The following is a 17,039-nucleotide window of genomic DNA, read 5'->3' as shown; positions in this document are numbered from 1 at the left end:
GCGGCAGCGCCGGCGAGGGCGGCAGCGCGGATCTTGGCCGCACGGGCCGCAGCGGCGGCGGCGGCCGCGGCGGCTTCAGCGGCGGCCTTGGCCGCTGCTGCGGCGTCCGCGCTCGCATTGGCCGCGGCGGCGGTGTTTGGCGCCTCTTGGCCGACGGTCAAGGGGTCTTCAAAAAGCTTGTCGTAGTCCGTGGCCTTGGCGGACGTCAGCAGTTCCTGGTTCATGGCGTCTTCCGGCGCCTTGGGCTCGGCCGCGGCCGCGCTCTCGGCTGCGCCGGCGGAGCCGCCGCCACCGCCGCAGTTGACCTTGACGAGCGGCCCGTCGATGGTGACGCCCGCCGGGCCCAGCGTGATGACCGAGCCGCCGCAGACGATCTTGATGCCGGCCGTGGCCTCCAGCACGATCTCGGCGCTGCCCTTGGCCTTGATGTTGACGGCTTGCATCAACAGGTCGGCTGTGGCCTTCAGCGACAGCTTGGCACCGGCCTCGCCGACCAGGTTGCCGGTCGTCTTGAAGTTGCCCGCGCCGCCGCTTTGCAGGTTGATGTCGCCGCCGGCCTTGACGGCCGTCTTGCCGGTGACGTCAAGTCCGTAGTCGGCACCGACCTTGGCGTTGAAGTCTTTCTCAAGCTTGAGCTGGTAGGTGGCCGCACCCGTCGTGAAGATGTCACCGGCGACCTTGGTGTGCAGGTCCTTGCCGAGGTCGTGCATGACGTCCTTGCCGACGTTGACATACCAGTTCTCGCCGACGACCTCCTTGCGCGTGAGCTTGACCTTCTTGGTCTCGTTCATCTCGATCCAGTCGAAGGCGTCTTCCTTCACGTGGCGATGGAAGTTCTTCTGCGATTGCAGCCAGACGTATTCCTTGCCCGTCTTGTCGTCGAAACGCAGTTCATGGCGAGCGTCGGCCGCGCCGTTCTTGGTCGAGTGGGTGCGCCAGCCGCTGATGTCGGAATTGGCGGGCAGGGGATAGATGGGCGTGTTGATGTCGTTGTGCACCGAGCCCGTGATGAGGGGCCGGTCGGGGTCGCCGCCGATGAAGCTGACGACCACTTCGTGGCCGACGCGCGGGATCATCCACAGCCCCATGCCCTTGCCCGCCCAGGGCTGGGACAGGCGCACGAAGCAGGAGCTGTTTTCGTTGTTCTCGCCCAGGCGGTCCCAGTGGAACTGCACCTTGATGCGGCCGTGCTTGTCGGTCTCCACCTCGTTGCCCGAGGCGCCGACGACGATGGCCGTCTGCGGCCCGTACATGATGGGCCGCGGCGTGCGGCGCTGCGGGCGGAAGGCATTGCCGCCCGTGCTGATGCACATGAGATTGGCGATCACGCCGTCGCGGCGGCGCGGCAGGGACCTGAGATCGTCGATGGCCTCGTGGTCGGCGAACTCGGCGTGGAAGTTCATGCCGACGATCAGGTAGCTGTCGTCGTCGGCCGCATTCAGGGCGTCTTCGAGATCGAAGGTGGCGCCCACCGTGATGTCGTTGCAGTTGGTGGTGCCGGTGTAGATCTGCTGCAGCGACTGCAGCTCTTCCAGCCGCATCTTGGCGACGCGAATGGCGGCCGCCGCGGTCGGCTGCGCGTCGGGCTTGACCTGGTTTTGCACTGCACGCGCCGGGAACTCATAGACCTCGGCGTCGCCGAGCTTGGCGGTCGCCGCCGTGGGCAGCGCGCTGTGCTCCTGCTGGATGGCAGACGCCGTCGCGAGGTAGTCGTAGTCGCGCACCACGGCCTTGACCGAATGCACTTCCTCGACCATCTTCCAGTCGACGAGGGTGGGCTTGGTGGCATCGAGCTTGTGGGACCATTTGACGGTCTTGTCGCCCGTCTTGGCCTTGTGCTTGCCCATCGAGTCGATCAGCACCAGGGTGTGGGTGGTGCTGGTGTGCTCGAAGAAATAGTAGATGCCGAACTCTTCCAGCAAACGGCTGACGAAGTCGAAGTCCGATTCCTGGTACTGCACGCAATACTCGAGCGGCTTGTAGACCGCGGCGTCCTGCAGCCGCCAGGCGAAGTCGGCGCTGTAGGGCGTGAGGACGGCGGTGACGATGTCCTTCACGCTCTTGTTCTGGAACACCTTGGAGTTGCGCGTGCGCGTGGCGAACCAGGTCCAGGGCCGCATGGTGATGCGGAAGGAGTCAAAGCGGCCATGGCGTTCACCGCGCTGGACTTCGGTGATGAAGCCATTGAAGTGACGCTTGGCACCATGCTCGATGCTGACATTGGCACGCGAGCCCAGCAGGGCGTGCAGGTCGATGGACTCGCGCACGCCCAGCAGGCTGACGTTGCCGACCAGGTCGACCTGCCACTCGGGCAGCGCGCCGAGCTGCTCCCGACCCTCCATGCGCAAGACCAGCAACTTTTCACCACCCAGCTTGGTGGTGATGGACATCACACTGCTCATGTCGGCATCTCCGCGCGCGGCTCAGCTTCAGTCGAAGGCATAGCTGAAATCGCCATCGGCGACACCGAGGCTGACGCGCGCCAGCGGCTGACCCGAGGCCGTGCGCGACAGGTATTCAATCGACACCTTGGGCAGCACCGTGTTGGTCAGGATGGCGTCGATGATGCGGCCGCCCGACTCCGCGTTGTTGCAGCGCTTGACGATGAGCTCCACCGCTGCGTCGCTGTACTCGAACGGGATGCGGTGGTTCTCGGCGACGCGCTTGACGATGCGGCCGAGCTGCAGGCGCACGATGCGGGCCAGCATCTCATCGCTCAGCGGGTAGTAGGGGATCGTGACGATGCGGCCCAGCAGCGCCGGCGGGAAAACCTTCTGCAGCGGCTCGGTCAGGGCCGTGGCCAGCGACTCGGGGTCGGGCAGCAGCTCGGGGTCGCGGCACATGTTCATGATGAGCTCGGAACCCACATTGCTGGTCAGCAGGATGATGGTGTTCTTGAAGTCGATCATGCGGCCTTCGCCGTCCTCCATCCAGCCCTTGTCGAAGACCTGGAAGAAGAGTTCGTGCACGTCGGGGTGGGCCTTCTCGACCTCGTCCAGCAGCACGACGCTGTAGGGCCGGCGGCGCACGGCCTCGGTCAGCACGCCGCCCTCGCCGTAGCCCACGTAGCCCGGAGGCGCGCCCTTGAGCGTGGAGACGGTGTGCGACTCCTGGTACTCGCTCATGTTGATGGTGATGACGTTCTGCTCGCCGCCGTACAGCGATTCGGCCAGCGCCAGCGCCGTCTCGGTCTTGCCCACACCCGAGGTGCCGCACAGCATGAAGACGCCGATGGGTTTGTTGGGGTTGTCCAGCTTGGCGCGCGAGGTCTGGATGCGCCGGGCGATCATGTCCAGGCCATGCTGCTGGCCGATGACGCGCTGGCCTAGCGTGGCGCCCAGGCGCAGCACGGCTTCCAGCTCGTTCTTGACCATGCGGCCGACGGGGATGCCGGTCCAGTCAGCGACGACGCTGGCCACGGCCTGCGCGTCGACCGAGGGCAGGATCAGCGGGGCGTCGCCTTGCAGCTCGGCTAGCTGGGCCTGGGCGGCGTGCATCTCGCCCAGCAGGCCGTCGCGGTCGGGTTGGGCTGAAGCTGCTTCGTCCACCGGCTGGCCATCACCGCGCAACTTGGCGCGCAGCTCCAGGATCTTGGCGACGACATCCTTCTCCTGCTGCCAGCGCACTTCCAGCGTCGCGAGGCGCGCGCGCTCGTTGGCCAGCTTCTCTTCCACCGACACGCCGCGGTCGCCGATGTGCACGCCGACCTGAGCCTCGCGGCCGATGATGCCCTGCTCGATCTCCAGCGACTCGATGCGACGCTTGCAATCCTCCACCTCGGCCGGCATCGCATGCTGGCTGACGGCGACGCGGGCGCAGGCGGTGTCGAGCAGGCTGACGGCCTTGTCGGGCAGCTGGCGGGCCGGGATGTAGCGGTGCGACAGCTTGACGGCCGCCTCGATGGCCTCATCGAGCAACTGGACCTTGTGGTGCTTCTCCAGCACGGTGGCCACACCGCGCAGCATCAGGATGGCCTTCTTCTCGTCGGGCTCCTCGACCTGCACGGTCTGGAAGCGGCGGGTCAGCGCCGGGTCCTTCTCGATGTACTTCTTGTATTCGGCCCAGGTCGTGGCGCCCACGGTGCGCAAGTTGCCACGCGCCAGGGCCGGTTTCAGCAGATTGGCCGCGTCGCCCGTGCCGGCCGCACCACCAGCGCCCACCAGCGTGTGGATCTCGTCGATGAACAGGATGATGGGCGTGGGGCTGCCCTGCACCTCGTCGATGACCTGGCGCAGGCGCTGCTCGAACTCGCCCTTCATCGACGCGCCGGCCTGCAGCAGGCCGATGTCCAGCGTCAGCAGCGTCACGCCCTGCATGGGCGGCGGCACGTCGCCGCGCGCCAGGCGCAGCGCAAAGCCTTCCACCACGGCCGTCTTGCCGACGCCGGCCTCGCCGGTCAGCAGCGGGTTGTTCTGGCGGCGGCGCATCAGGATGTCGACGATCTGGCGGATCTCGTCGTCGCGACCGGTCACCGGATCGATCTCGCCCTTGCGCGCCTTCTCGGTCAGGTCGACGGTGAACTTCTTCAGCGCCTCCTGGCGGCCCATGGCGGCGGGAGCCATCGCGCCCTCGGCTTGGCCGGGTTGCGCGCTGTTCAACGCGCTGCCGTCGGTGGCGCCCAGGCCGGCTTCGCCGGTCTTGCCGACCAGGCTTTGCAGCTTGTCGGCCAGGTCATCGGCCTTGATCTTCTCGAACTGGCGCGAGATGCCGAACAGCGCTTCACGCAGCGAGCGCGTGGACAGCAGCGCCAGCAGCAGGTGGCCGCTGCGCACCTGGGCATCGCCGTACATCAGCGTCGAATAGACCCAGCCCTGCTGGATGGCGTGGGTGATGTGCTCGGAGAAGTCGCTGATGGCCGTCGAGCCGCGCGGCAGCCGGTCCAGCGCGGTCGTCACGTCACGCGCAAGCGCGGCGGCGTCCAGCCCGTAGTGGCGCACGATGGCGCTGACGTCGGATTCGTTGTTCTCCAGCAGCTGGGTGATCCAGTGCACCAGCTCGACATAAGGGTTGCCCCTGAGCTTGCAGAAGACGGTGGCGCCTTCGATGGATTTGTAGGCCAGCGGGTTGAGCTTGCCGAACAGGGCTTGGCGGCTGATGTCAGTCATTTCCAGTTCTCCTCGGTGCTAAGTGACCAAGGCCGCCGTTCGGTTCCCTGTGCAATGGATTCAAAACACAGCCACAGAGGCACGGAGACACGGAGGAATGCAGAACTTCTCTGTGCCTCTGTGCCTCTGTGCCTCTGTGGCTGTGTTGCGTCTCTCAGCGGAGGTGCTGGGGCGCGAGCGAGGCTTTCAACGGCCCGCGGCAGATGCTCTCGACGTTCATCAGCAGCTGGTCGGCCCGCTTGCGCGGGCGCTGGCTGTTGAGCCAGGCGCTGCGCCCCAGCATGCCCACGCCGGGTTGCCTGCCCAGCGGCCAGGCCGGCACCTCGGCGGGTTTGAGGCGCAGGCGCACATCCCAGGCGAACTCCTGGCCGACGTATTGCCTCACCATGGCCTGCAGGGCCGGCAGATGCGGGCCCGAAGGCAGGAAGGCCTGGAATGCCTCCCAGCCCAGGGGGCCGATCTCGATGCGGAACTTGTGCTGCACATCCCAGACCTGGCGGCCCAGCACGGCGCCGCGCCCCAGGGCCACGCCGTCGTGCTTGACGAGTCGGGTGCGTTCTTCAGGCCCCAACGGCATCCAGTGGCCGCTGAACTGCTGCACCAGGGCGGGCACACGGAAGCGCAGCGCGATCCAGCTCTGCAGGCCATCGGCATCGCGCGCCGAGCGAGCCAGGCGGCCGGCGAAATAGAGCTTGGGGAAGTCTCCCAAGGCGTCGCGCTCGCGCAGCGACGGCTCGGCCAGGCCGATGAGGGCGCCCACATGGCGCACGATGGGCGCGTCGCGGCTGCGATCCATACCCACCACCGGGTTGGCGCGCGCCCAGGCCCGGTAGAAGAGCAGGCCGAAGCGATGCAGCAGCATGTCGGCAAAGGCCGCGAAGGTGCGGTCGCCGTGGTGCATGGCCCGCTCGCGGGCGTATTCGGTCAGGTGCGTGGGCAGGGCACCATTGGGGCCGAACAGGCTCAGCACCCGCTGCACGAGGCGTGGCGGTCCGTGGTCGTTGGCTGCCAGTTTGGTGATGGCCGTCGGCGCGAAGTTCAGCGCCGGTTCGCTGGCAAAGCGCACCGGCTCGTCGCCTGGGCGCAGCGCGTCGCCCAGGCGCGGCTTGTCGGCGTGGGCGGCCTCGATGCGGCGCAGCGCCTGGAAGAGGTCGAAGCGGCCCGGGCGCGCGGCCAGCGCGTCGAAGATCGATGGCTCAGGCTTTGCGCTCACAACACTGCCCTGGCGCCCGGCAGCGGTTGCCAGCGCTTCAACTCGCCGCGGGTGCGCGAGACCAGCAGCGTCTGGACAAAACTGTTCATCGACACATGGCGGCTGAAGTAGTGGTGCAGCACGGCGCCCAGCAGCGTCGCGCTGCCACCTTCGAAGGAGAGTTCGTCCACCGTCAGCTGCACCTCCAACCCGCGGCCGAAGGCGATGGGGCCTGGCGCCGGATGGCGGCGCACGATGGGCAGCGTGGTGACGGAGCGCACGCCTTCGATCTGCCGCAGCAGGCCGGCGCCGGAGCTTTGGCCGAACAGGCCGAGCAGTTCGCGCAGGGCCAGCGCACCGCGCTCGGGGTCCTCGTCGACAAGGGACAGGTAGTTCAGCGATAGCAGGGACAGCAGCCGCCAGGCCAGTGCGCCTTCGCGCGCCGCGCTGCCGGGCCGCGACGGGCCGGCCACGACGGCGACATGGTCGACGGGCGCACGGGTCTCCAGCGTCAGGCCACCATGATCGCGGCCGGCGGGCATGAAGAGCGGCAGGTCGCGGTTGGTGCAGCGGATCTTGGCGGCCAGCTGGCGCAGATCGGCCCGGTAGGGCGCGCGCTGCAGGTCGACCAGGGACAAAAAGACCTCGCTGCCGACATAGGCCGAGCGCGGCCCCTCGCGCTTGGCGCGGTCGCTGGCCAGACGCGGCTCGCGCAGCAGGCTGAAATAGCCGGAGGCGCCGGCCGGGTCGGCGTGGGGCACGTCGAACAGCGGCAGGAACTGCAGCTCGTCGGTGTCGCTGGAGAAGCCGGTGACCGAGGCGACGTCGAACACCTCGAAGTCGGCGCCGGCCAGCCGGTCGGGGATGACCTGGAAGGCGGTGGCGCTGTCGTCGACCGTGATGCGCTCGGCGCGGCGCTCGAAGAGGTTGATGGCCGGCACGCAATTCAGGCTGAAGTTGGCCGGTTCGCCGCCACCCTCCAGGCTGGCTTCGTAGCGGTCGAACAGCAGCACCAGCTCGAAGCTGTTGCCCGTGCAGGCGGCGAAGCTGGGCTTGAGGCCGGCCACGTCGATGAACAGGAAGCGCTGCGGGAAGGCGAAGTACTCCTGCATCAGCCGCGTGCCGGACAGGCCGCGCAGCGTCACCGGCAGCATGGCCTCGTCATCGGCCAGGCCGACGTGGTGCACGCGGCTGGCCGGGATGAACTGGCGCTTGGCCGCAGCCTCCTTGCCACCAGGCCCGGCCAGCACGCCCACGCAGCGGCAGGTGGCGAGCTCGTGCAGCTTCAGCGCCACGTCCTGCAGCCCGCCCATGAAGAAGCGCAGGCTGTCCAGCGGCAGCCGCGAGAAGCTCATGCCGCTGGGCAGCTCCATGCGCACACGCACGCCGCTCTTGGGTCGCTCGCGCAGCGGCAGGCCGCTGAAATTGATGTCGGTGGCGCTGAGGAAGTACTCGACCTGGCTGACCCGGATGGGCGTCAGCGTGACCGGCTGGGCGGTGCGGAACTCGCAGCGCGTTGGCCCCAGCGGCGTGCGCGCGCCCATCAGCGCGCTGCCGCGCGGCAGCGTGAAGCCGGCAATCAGGTTGGGGTCCTGAGCCGGCTCGAGCTGGGCCACCAGCATGGACGGGATCGGCGCGCCGAGGTTGGGGCAGACCATGTCCAGCAGCGCCTGGGCAAGCTGGGGGAATTCGGCGTCCTGCTTGAGCTGCACGCGGGCTGCGAGGAAGGCCGTGCCTTCGAGCAGGCGCTCGACATAGGGGTCGGCGACTTCCAGGCCTTCCATGCCCAGGCGGCCAGCGATCTTCGGGAACTCGCGCGCGAACTCGCCGCCCATCTCGCGGAGATAGCGCAGTTCCTGGTTGTAGTAGCGAAGGAGGCGGGGGTCCATCAGGGGTTCCGACGCAGCCGGGAAACACAGCCACAGAGGCACAGAGGCACGGAGGAATACGAGACTCTTCCTTCAGTTTCTCTGTGCCTCTGTGTCTCTGTGGCCATGTTCATTGTTTCAGCCGCGCATATCACGCACGGCGGCTTGACCAGTATCCACGTCTACGTCAGCGCTGAGCAGCAACTCCAGCGGCACTGGCTGGTTCCACATCTGGCCCTTGATGGTCAGGCGCAGGCTGGTGGGGCGCAGGCCGGTGCTCATGTCGTTGGCGATGCGCACCTCCACCGTGTCCGGGTCCAGTCGCGGCTCGAAGCGGATGATGGCCTGGCGCACCTGGGCCTCGATGAGGGGGAACTGGTGGATGGTCATGGTCTGCCCGGTCAGGGGCAGGATGCCGAAGTTCAGCACCGAGTCGCGGGCATGCGGCAGGCTCTTCCATAGCGCCGTGCGTTCGGGGTCGTTGCGGTTGCCGATGTCCGGCTCTTCACACACCGCGTTGAACAGCCAGGAGAGGTCGCGCAGCACGGCCTCACGCAGCTGCTTGCGGCTCAGTACGCGGGCCTCGAGGGCCTCGACCTTGGAGCTGGCATCGTTGTCGGTGAGCCGGTCCAGCAGCGAGGGTTGGAGGCGGTCCTGGGCACCGAAGCTGGCCATCAGTTGCCTTCGGTCTGCGTGGCCTCGCTGGCGTCGAAGAGAATTTCTCTGACGGCCATCAGGTCGTGGTCGCCGATGTCGCTGGTCAGCACGCGCTGGCCCAGGCCGGCATAGCGGTCCTCGCCTGGCAGTGCTTGCCATTCGGTCTTGCGCGCCAGGTTGATGAGGCCATCCTCGCTCTTCTCGGAACCGGGATAGCGCGTGGGCACCAGGGCGACGCTGTTGCCGCCGTTGGTGAAGCTCAGCTGCGCCGGCATCCAGACGCAGTCGCGCAGGTCCTCGGGCGCGTCGAAATGAATCTTGGCCAGGTGCTGGAAGGGCACCCAGGTGTAGTGGCCGTTGAGGCAGACCTCGAGCACCGGGCCCAGGCGCGAATCGGCGTCGGCCAGCCACTCGAAGCGCTGGCCGTCGATGCTGCCCGCACTCGTTGGCGCGGCCTCGAAGGCCTTGGTGGCGAGGTCGGCCGCAAGCTGGTGGTTGCCCTCGGCCTGCTGCTTGAGAGATTCGATCAACTGGGCCACCCAGGCCTCGGGCTGGCCGAAGACAACCGGCGTGCGCTTGCCGGAAAACACCTGGGCGCGCAGCAGCTCGCAGCGGATGGCGTGGCCGACGGTCTCGCGCATCGGGATGGCCAGCTTGTCCATGTCGGCGACGACATTGAGCTGGGTGTGGGCGCGTTCCCACTGGCCGAGCACGCTGAGCAGCTGGGACATGAAGGTGCGCAGCTTGGGGTCGGCCGGCTTGGCGCGCACGGCCTCGGTCAGCTTGGCGAGTGCGGTGCGTGGGTCGCCGGCGCGCAAGGCTTCTTCGGCAGCTTGTTGGGGCGTCATGTCGATGGGATCAGAAGCCATGGCCGCAGTCCGTGCAGAAGCGGGCTTGCCGCGAGAGGGTGATGCCGCAGGCCGGGCAGCTCTTGTGCGTGCTGGCCATGTCGAAGCCGCATTCGTGGCAGAAGCGCCCGCCCTGGCTGGGCGTCTGGCAGTTGGGGCAGGCCGAGCCACCGCCGCTGGCGGCGCCCTGGCTGGCCGAACCCGCATCCAGCGTGGAACGGGCGGCGCAATCGCGGCAGCTGTTGCTGCTGCTGTTCCAGCATTCGCGGCCTACCCATTTGCGGCAGCCGGTGCATTTCTCGTACAGCGGTGCTGCGGCGGCCATGGCTTCGGCCAGGGCCTCGGCCTTGGCACTGCCACCACCGGCTTCGGCAAACGCGCCGGTGGCGCGGCTGGCCTTGTTCAGATCGTAGAACATGAATGCGAAACGGCTCAGCCAGCCCGTGATCTGGCCCTTGCGATAGGGCCTGAAGGCCGAGCGTGAGCTCTCGCCGCATTTCTCGCAGAAGAACTCGAACTGGAAGCCGGCCGACACGTCGCTCATCGACGTGCTGACGTCCCGGTAATTGGTCAGGGCCATGGGGGCTTAGATTGGAGAACCGATGTTCTTCATCGTGAAGGCGCGCGTCGTGTTCTGCGACGCGGTCTTGGCGACGGCCTGGCCGGTGTTGCTGTGCGAGTAGTGCGACGGCGGGTTCTTGTAGACGTAGGCGAGCGAGCCGAACTCGCAGGTCCACTTCTCCATCATCTCCGTCATGGTCTCGTTCACGACCACGTCCAGCTCGTATTCCAGCAGGCGGATCTTCTGGATGGTGAAGATCAGCGAAGTACCGTCCAGAAACGTCGCCGAGCGCCTGTGGATGGTGAGCGTGCCCGAGGGGAAGATGTTGCCCGCCTTCATCGAGTTCAGCATCTGGGTGCTGGCGATGTCGACCCGCTTGGTGAACGTGAACTCGAAATTGCGGTTGCGTTCGAGGTCCGCGTACTGCTTCTCCCGTTCGCCTTGCAGCGTGGCCGCCTTTTCGGCTTTTTGCGGGTCGGCAGGCGCGAAGGCGTTCGGATCCCTGGCGATGCTTTCGAGCTTCTTGTTGAAGGCCGCGCCGAGGGCATCGCGCTGGTCCTGGTGGGCTTTCCAGTCTGCCTCGGAAAAATTGCCGCCACGCTGGGCTTTCGCGAAAGACTCCTGCAGCCTCTTGTCCCGCTTCTGGTAATCGTCGCTTGCCGCATGCATCGCACGCAACTCGTTGCTGCCTTGCTTGTCTGCTCTGCCGCTCGCGAGGGTGAAGGCCGCTGCCGCCTTGCTGGCGTTCTTGCGCTCGTCCTCGTTGTGCAGCTTCCAGTTGAGCGTCTCCACCAGGATCTGCCCCTGGAAGCCTTCGGACGCTGCTTCGCCCACGACCGGCACGCGGGTGGGGCGCAGCAGAACCAGGAAGATGTCGGCGCCGTTGTTGGACATCAGAGGGCCAATGGGTGGAAGAAGGGGGCCGTGGGCAGGTTGTCCTTGCCGAGGGTCTTCAGATACATCATCTTGATGTTCTTGAAGTTGAGGGTCCAGCTTTCCCTCACCTCCTTGGACAGGCCATCGTCTGACACCTCCAGGGTGCAGTCGGCAAAGTAGCCCTGGGTACAGACGACGGTGAAGCCAGGTTGATGGATGGCCCGGCCTTGCTGCTTGATGTGCAGCACCGTGATGGACGCGCTGAGCACGGGCAGGTGGTTGTCCAGGCAGAAATGCATCTGCGAGGAGCCGACGTCAAACCGCTTCTTGAAGGTCAGCGGCTGCATCTTGATGCTGACGGGCGTACCCAGCCCCGCCATCGAGGCCGCAGCGGCAGCAGCCGCGGCGGCCAGGCCGCTGGCTTTGCTCTTGGGGTCCTTGAGGGCCTGCATGCCCCAGCCGAACTCCAGCAGCTCGATCGAGCCTTCCCAACCTTCGAGCAGGCCCTCGCCCACCACCGGCCCGGCGCCGGTGATGAGTTGCATGAAGATGTTCGAACGACTCATGAACAGTCAGAGGAAGGCTGCGACGAAGAGGACAAACGAGCTTTGCGCATGTAGTGCCTGACCCAGCGGCTGCCGTGGAACCGGCTTTGGCTCCGGCATCACATCGCCAAGCGATATGAGCCTTCACCGCAGCGCAAGCGCTGTGCCGGGCCACTGGCAGCGCCCCCTTGAGGGGGCCGGCGAAGCCGGTAGGGGGTGGGCCCGTTCAGGCCGACGGCGAAGCCGTGCCGGCCGGGATGTCCCAGTTGTAGGTCTTGGGCGCGCCGAGCTTGCCGGTCTTGTTGTCCTGCGGCTTGTATTCGATCTTGACGGTCTTGAAGACCATTTCGACCTTCTGCGTGACGTTGCCTTCCTCGGTGCCGCTCTGGTTGACCTTGGTGATGAAGCAACCTTCCATCGTCATCGTGAAGTAGGTCTCGGGCGTGGCACTGCCCGTGGTCTTCATCATCTGCAGCTCGACCTTGGGGAAGGCCTTGCCGGTGCAGATATAGCCCAGGATCACGGTCGACGAGGTGTCGAAGTAGTGCTCCCAGTTCATCTTGCCGGGGTTGGGCTTGCCGACGGACGCGCCGCCGCCCTTGGTCCAGCTGGTCTCGGCTTCGACTTCCCAGTCCCAGCCCTGGATCTCGATCCACTTTTCCTTGCCCTTCTGGATGGACTCGCCATCGGCCTTGTCGAAGAAGGTGAGGAATGCATTGACTGCCATGTTGATATCTCCTTAGGGGTTCAAAGCGCGGGTGTTGTGGTGGTGGTGAGAGATGACCCGTCCTGCTCCCGCGCCGGCGAGTTCTCCCAACTGTCTTAGGCGGACTTCTCGGACGGCAGCTTGGACACCAGCCGCAGCGACACGGTCAGGCCTTCGAGCTGGTAGTGCGGCTTCAGGTAGAACTTGGACTGGTAGTAGCCCGGTGCGCCTTCCACTTCCGAGACCTCGACCTGGGCGGCCGCGAGCGGGCGACTGGCCTTGGTCTCTTCCGACGAGTTCATCGGGTCACCGTCGACGTAGTTCAGGATCCAGCTGTTGAGCCAGTCCTCCATGGCGTCGCGCGACTTGAAGGAGCCGACCTTGTCGCGCACGATGCACTTCAGGTAGTGGGCGAAGCGGTTGCAGGCGAACAGATAGGGCAAGCGGGCCGCGAGTGCCGCATTGGCGGTCGCGTCGGCGTCGTCGTACTCGGCGGGCTTTTGCAGCGACTGGCCGCTGATGAAGGCCGCGAAGTCACTGTTCTTGCGGTGCACCATCGACAGGAAGCCGTTCTTGCTCAGCTCGGCCTCGCGGCGGTCGGAGATGGCGATCTCGGTCGGGCACTTCATGTCCACGCCGCCGTCATCGGTCGGGAAGGTGTGCGTGGGCAGGCCGGTCACCGCGCCGCCGGATTCGATGCCGCGGATGCGCGAGCACCAGCCGTACTGCTTGAACGAACTGTTGATGTTCACGGCCATCGCATAGGCGGCGTTGGACCAGGTGTACTTGCTGTGGTCGGCGCCCTCGGTGTCTTCCTCGAAGGCAAACTCGTCGACCGGGCTGGTCTTGGCGCCATAGGGCACGCGCGACAGGAAGCGCGGCATGCACAGGGCCAGGTAGCGGGCGTCGTCGGACTCGCGCAGGGACCGCCAGGCGGCGTACTCCGGCGTCGTGAAGATCTTGGTCAGGTCGCGCGGGTTGGCGAGTTCCTGCCAGCTTTCCATCTGCATGACGCTCGGCGCGGCACCGGTCACCAGCGGCGCGTGGGCGGCGGCGGCGATCTTGGACAGTTCGCCGAGCAGCTCGACGTCGGGCGGCGTGTGGTCGAAGTGGTAGTCGCCCACCAGGCAGCCATAGGGCTCGCCGCCGAACTGGCCGTATTCCTCTTCGTACAGGCGCTTGAACAGCGGCGACTGGTCCCAGGCCGTGCCCTTGAAGCGCTTGAGCGTCTTGCCAAGGTCGGTCTTGGAGACATTCATCACGCGGATCTTGAGCTGCTCGTCGGTCTCGGTGTTGTTGACGAGGTAGTGCAGGCCGCGCCAGGCGGATTCCAGCTTCTGGAAGTCCTCGTGGTGCATGATCTTGTTGATCTGCTCGGTGAGCTTGCTGTCGATGGCCGCGATCATGGCCTCGATGGTCTTGACGGCGTCGTCGCTGAGCAGCGTGGTGTTGCTCAGCGCCTGCTGGGCCAGCGTCTGCACGGCCTGCGCCACGGCGCCGCGCGCCTCCTCGGTCTTGGGCTTGAATTCCTTGTTCAGCAGTGCCGCGAAGTCATTGCCTTCGAAGGTCACGCCCGCCAGGGCCGATGCTGACTGTTCCGCTTGGGTCATGTTTGAAACTCCGGTCGTTTCAGGGTGTTCTTGTGGGCTGCGGCTTACTCAGCCTTGGGCGCGTCGGTCAGCGTCTTCAGCAGCGTGGGGTCGGCCAACACCTTGGCGATCAGGTCGCCGGCGCCGCTCTTGCCGTCCATGTAGGTGATCAGGTTGGACAGTTGCTGGCGGGCCTCGAGCAGCTTGTTCAGGCCTTCGACCTTGCGCGCCACAGCGGCGGGCGAGAAGTCGTCCATGCTCTCGAAGGTGATGTCCACCGGCAGGTTGCCCTCGCCGGTCAGCGTGTTCTCGACCTGGAAGGCGACGCGCGGCTTCATGGACTTCATGCGCGAGTCGAAGTTGTCGACATCGATCTCGAGGAACTTGCGGTCGGCCACCGGCGGCAGCGGGTCCTCGGGCTTGCCGGACAGGTCGGCCATCACGCCCATCACGAAGGGCAGCTGCACCTTCTTCTCGGCGCCGTAGAGCTCGACGTCGTACTCGATCTGCACCCGCGGGGCCCGGTTGCGGGCGATGAATTTCTGGCTGCTCTTGCTCATGTCATTGCTCCTTGCGGATGGGATTCAGGGATTCAAAAGGCGGTGCGCCACGACGGACTGCAGGAGGGGCTTTGATGAAGACGACATCGCGGCATTCCTTGCGACTACTGCAGGCTTTCAGGGTCCACGCCCAGCATACGGGCCACCTCGCCGACGGCCTCGGGGGCAAACTCTCGTACCAGCTGCAGGAAGTTGCGGTCGATGAGACGTTGCGCACGGCGCAGCAGGTCGGCCGCGGGGTTGGTGGGCTCGTTCTTCTCGAGGTAGGCGCAGACCAGGTCAATGGCACGCACGGCATCGGCGCGGCTCTCGATCGCGCCCAGGCCACCACCGCCGCTGCGGCCGCGGCGGGCAGGCGCGGGCGAGTCGCCACCGCCGTCCTGGCCCTGGGCGATGCCCAGGTCGTTGAGCATGCCGGCGAGGTCGTCCGCCGAAGCGTCGATGCTGACCGGGCGCGGCGAGACGGCGATGACGGCGTCCAGCATCGCGCGCAGCGCCGAGAAGTCGGGCACGTCGCCATAGTTGAGGCGCACGGACAGGCAGGCCACCAGCGAATCCAGCGCCGCAACGGCGGCGGGCGCCTGGGTGGCGAGCAGCGGATAGCCGGCCACGGCGTCTGCCAGCATGTTCTCGATCTGGCTGCGCGAGGGTGTCGATTCATCGTCGCGCGCCGCCAGGTCACCCATGGCGATCTCGATGTCGCGCACGCTGATCTGGCCGATGCCGCGGTCGTTCAGCACCAGGCTGGCACGGACGTCGCCCAGCGTGGTGTCCAGGCTGGCCAGCTCGTTGAGGACATTGACCCGCGCAAACGCGTCGCCATCCTCGGGGCGGGGGTGGAGTTCGTCCCACCAGCGCGTCAGCAGCTCTTCGAACAGGCGCAGGCCCGGCGCCAGCGTCGCGAAGCCTTCCAGGCGCAGCCGGGCGCGCAGCAGCAGGTTGGCCACGCGCAGGTCGCGGGTGCGGGCGTTGATGTCGTCGGCCAGGCTGCGCACGGTTCGCCAGTCGGGCGGCTCGGCGGACGCGAACTGGGTTTCGGGTTTGCCCGCAGCCGCCTGGGTCAGTGCCAGGAAGTCGTTGTCGTATTCCAGGTCGGGGCCGCAGACCTCATCCTCGGACACGGGCTGCAGCCACGGCGCCAGCGCGGGGTCGCTGCTGAGCGACGGTGCGGTGTCGGGCGACGGGTCGAAGGGATTGCTGTCCATGGTGGTCCGGGTGAGCTTGCCGATCAGGGCAGGCAGGAGTTCGGGCGGTAAGTAACTGGGGCCGCCGCTTAGTTCCCTGCGGCAGCTCTGTCTGCCGGCAAGGGGAACGGAATGGCGTGTGGCGTCACTCAGCAGGTTGGACGTCCCGCCTGAACGATGAACTCCTCCAGCGACCCGGAAGACAACGACGCGACCATCATCCGGCCCAGTGCCGCCACCGGCCCCGTCGCCGCGGCGCCTGCTCCTGACGAAGCCGTGCCCGCCGTGATGGCAAGCGGCCCGGCTACGCCCGGGGCACCACCTGCGAGCCTCGACCGGCTGGACGGCGGCAACGCCTTGCCCGTTGGCAGCCGCCAGGCCGAGTTCGAGGTCATCCGCGTGCTCGGCGAAGGTGGCTTCGGCATCGTCTACCTGGCCCGCGACCACGCGCTGGAGCGCACGGTGGCGCTCAAGGAATACATGCCCGCCGCCCTGGCCCTGCGCGGCGACAGCTCCCAGGTGCGGGTGCGCTCGGAACGCCACCGCGATACCTTCGAGGCCGGCCTGAAGAGCTTCATCAACGAGGCGAAGCTGCTSGCGCAGTTCGACCAYCCGTCCCTCGTCAAGGTCTACCGTTTCTGGGAGGCCAACGGCACCGCCTTCATGGTCATGCCCTTCATCGAAGGCAAGACACTGAAGGAGACACTGAAGGAAATGCCCGAGCCACCCGGCGAAGCCTGGCTGATGGACATGCTGGCCTCGCTGACCGAGGCCCTGCTGGTGCTGCACGGCGAGCATTGCTACCACCGCGACATCGCACCCGACAACATCATCCTGGTGGCCGGCAGCGGCCGCCCCCTGTTGCTGGACTTCGGTGCCGCGCGCCGCGTCATCGGCGACATGACGCAGGCGCTGACCGTCATCCTCAAGCCCGGCTATGCGCCCATCGAGCAGTACGCCGAGGTGCCCAGCATGAAGCAGGGGCCGTGGACCGATGTCTACGCCCTGGCCGCCGTCGTCTACTGCGCCATCACCGGCCGCACGCCGCCACCCAGCGTCGGCCGCATCGTCAAGGACGACTACGTGCCGCTGGCCCGGCAGGGTGAACTCACGAAGGGCCGCTACAGCGAGCGCCTCGTCAAGGCCGTGGACCGCGCCTTGCAGGTGTTGCCCGACCAGCGCACCCAGTCCATGGCCGAGTTCCGTGAGGACCTGGGCCTGGCAGGCCACTACGCRCCCAAGCCGGGCCAGATGGCGACGCTGATCCAGGCGCCCGCTGCAGCGGCGCCGGCTCCAGCCGCCGTCAAGCGGGCGGCGAGCCGCGGGCCGCTGTGGCTTGGCCTGGGC

At 66.9% G+C, this 17,039-nt stretch carries 14 protein-coding genes; 1 reads left to right on the top strand and 13 read right to left on the bottom strand.

All coding sequences use genetic code 11. From position 1 onward, the window contains the following. From ACXJKJ_RS28645 to tssA, 13 genes are all read right to left on the bottom strand, one after another. Nucleotides 1–2,390: type VI secretion system Vgr family protein (locus ACXJKJ_RS28645; protein ID WP_457394457.1), on the bottom strand; the 2,390-nt coding region annotated here is incomplete at its 3' end. 39 nt (nt 2,391–2,429) lie between these two features. Further along, nucleotides 2,430–5,105: a type VI secretion system ATPase TssH gene (tssH, locus tag ACXJKJ_RS28640; RefSeq protein ID WP_457394454.1), complete on the bottom strand. Its 2,676-nt coding sequence runs from the start codon at nt 5,103–5,105 to the stop codon at nt 2,430–2,432. A gap of 154 nt (nt 5,106–5,259) precedes the next feature. Continuing rightward, complete coding sequence (gene tssG, locus ACXJKJ_RS28635) at nt 5,260–6,318, bottom strand: type VI secretion system baseplate subunit TssG (protein WP_457394450.1); 1,059 nt, start codon at nt 6,316–6,318, stop codon at nt 5,260–5,262. After that, on the bottom strand, nt 6,315–8,186 hold the full coding sequence (gene tssF / locus ACXJKJ_RS28630) for a type VI secretion system baseplate subunit TssF (RefSeq protein WP_056194107.1): 1,872 nt from the start codon (nt 8,184–8,186) through the stop codon (nt 6,315–6,317). The genes tssG and tssF overlap by 4 nt, the downstream gene beginning before the upstream one ends. Nucleotides 8,187–8,303: 117 nt before the next feature. Next, nucleotides 8,304–8,840 carry a type VI secretion system baseplate subunit TssE gene (gene tssE / locus ACXJKJ_RS28625; protein ID WP_056194104.1) on the bottom strand — a complete coding sequence of 179 codons (537 nt, stop codon included), beginning with the start codon at nt 8,838–8,840 and terminating at the stop codon, nt 8,304–8,306. Further along, a complete protein-coding gene (locus ACXJKJ_RS28620) occupies nt 8,840–9,691 on the bottom strand; it encodes a type VI secretion system accessory protein TagJ (RefSeq protein ID WP_457394446.1) in 852 nt (283 codons plus the stop codon). The genes tssE and ACXJKJ_RS28620 overlap by 1 nt, the downstream gene beginning before the upstream one ends. Then, entirely contained in the window at nt 9,681–10,250 is a 570-nt protein-coding gene (locus tag ACXJKJ_RS28615) for a double zinc ribbon domain-containing protein (RefSeq protein WP_457394444.1), read from the bottom strand. Before ACXJKJ_RS28615 ends, ACXJKJ_RS28620 begins: the two co-directional genes overlap by 11 nt. Nucleotides 10,251–10,256: 6 nt before the next feature. Next, entirely contained in the window at nt 10,257–11,126 is an 870-nt protein-coding gene (locus ACXJKJ_RS28610; RefSeq protein ID WP_457394441.1) for a hypothetical protein, read from the bottom strand. Continuing rightward, the gene (locus tag ACXJKJ_RS28605; RefSeq protein ID WP_457325940.1) at nt 11,126–11,674 is read right to left on the bottom strand and encodes a hypothetical protein; all 549 of its coding nucleotides are present in this window, start codon (nt 11,672–11,674) and stop codon (nt 11,126–11,128) included. The genes ACXJKJ_RS28610 and ACXJKJ_RS28605 overlap by 1 nt, the downstream gene beginning before the upstream one ends. A gap of 205 nt (nt 11,675–11,879) precedes the next feature. Further along, a complete protein-coding gene (locus ACXJKJ_RS28600) occupies nt 11,880–12,380 on the bottom strand; it encodes an Hcp family type VI secretion system effector (protein ID WP_056194090.1) in 501 nt (166 codons plus the stop codon). A 95-nt stretch (nt 12,381–12,475) separates the two neighbouring features. Continuing rightward, a complete protein-coding gene (gene tssC, locus ACXJKJ_RS28595; protein WP_056194087.1) occupies nt 12,476–13,969 on the bottom strand; it encodes a type VI secretion system contractile sheath large subunit in 1,494 nt (497 codons plus the stop codon). Nucleotides 13,970–14,013: 44 nt separating this feature from the next. Then, nucleotides 14,014–14,508 (bottom strand): type VI secretion system contractile sheath small subunit, encoded by a 495-nt coding sequence (gene tssB, locus ACXJKJ_RS28590; RefSeq protein ID WP_457394438.1) that lies wholly within the window; start codon nt 14,506–14,508, stop codon nt 14,014–14,016. Between the two features lie 104 nt (nt 14,509–14,612). After that, nucleotides 14,613–15,713 (bottom strand): type VI secretion system protein TssA, encoded by a 1,101-nt coding sequence (gene tssA, locus ACXJKJ_RS28585; RefSeq protein WP_457394436.1) that lies wholly within the window; start codon nt 15,711–15,713, stop codon nt 14,613–14,615. 156 nt (nt 15,714–15,869) lie between these two features. Here tssA and ACXJKJ_RS28580 point away from each other — a divergent pair. Further along, nucleotides 15,870–17,039 (top strand): serine/threonine protein kinase (locus ACXJKJ_RS28580; RefSeq protein WP_457394433.1); only part of this gene is annotated, 1,170 nt, incomplete at its 3' end.

This window comes from Roseateles sp. P5_E1 (assembly GCF_054049335.1).
This window is presented reverse-complemented; position numbering and strand designations above follow the sequence as displayed.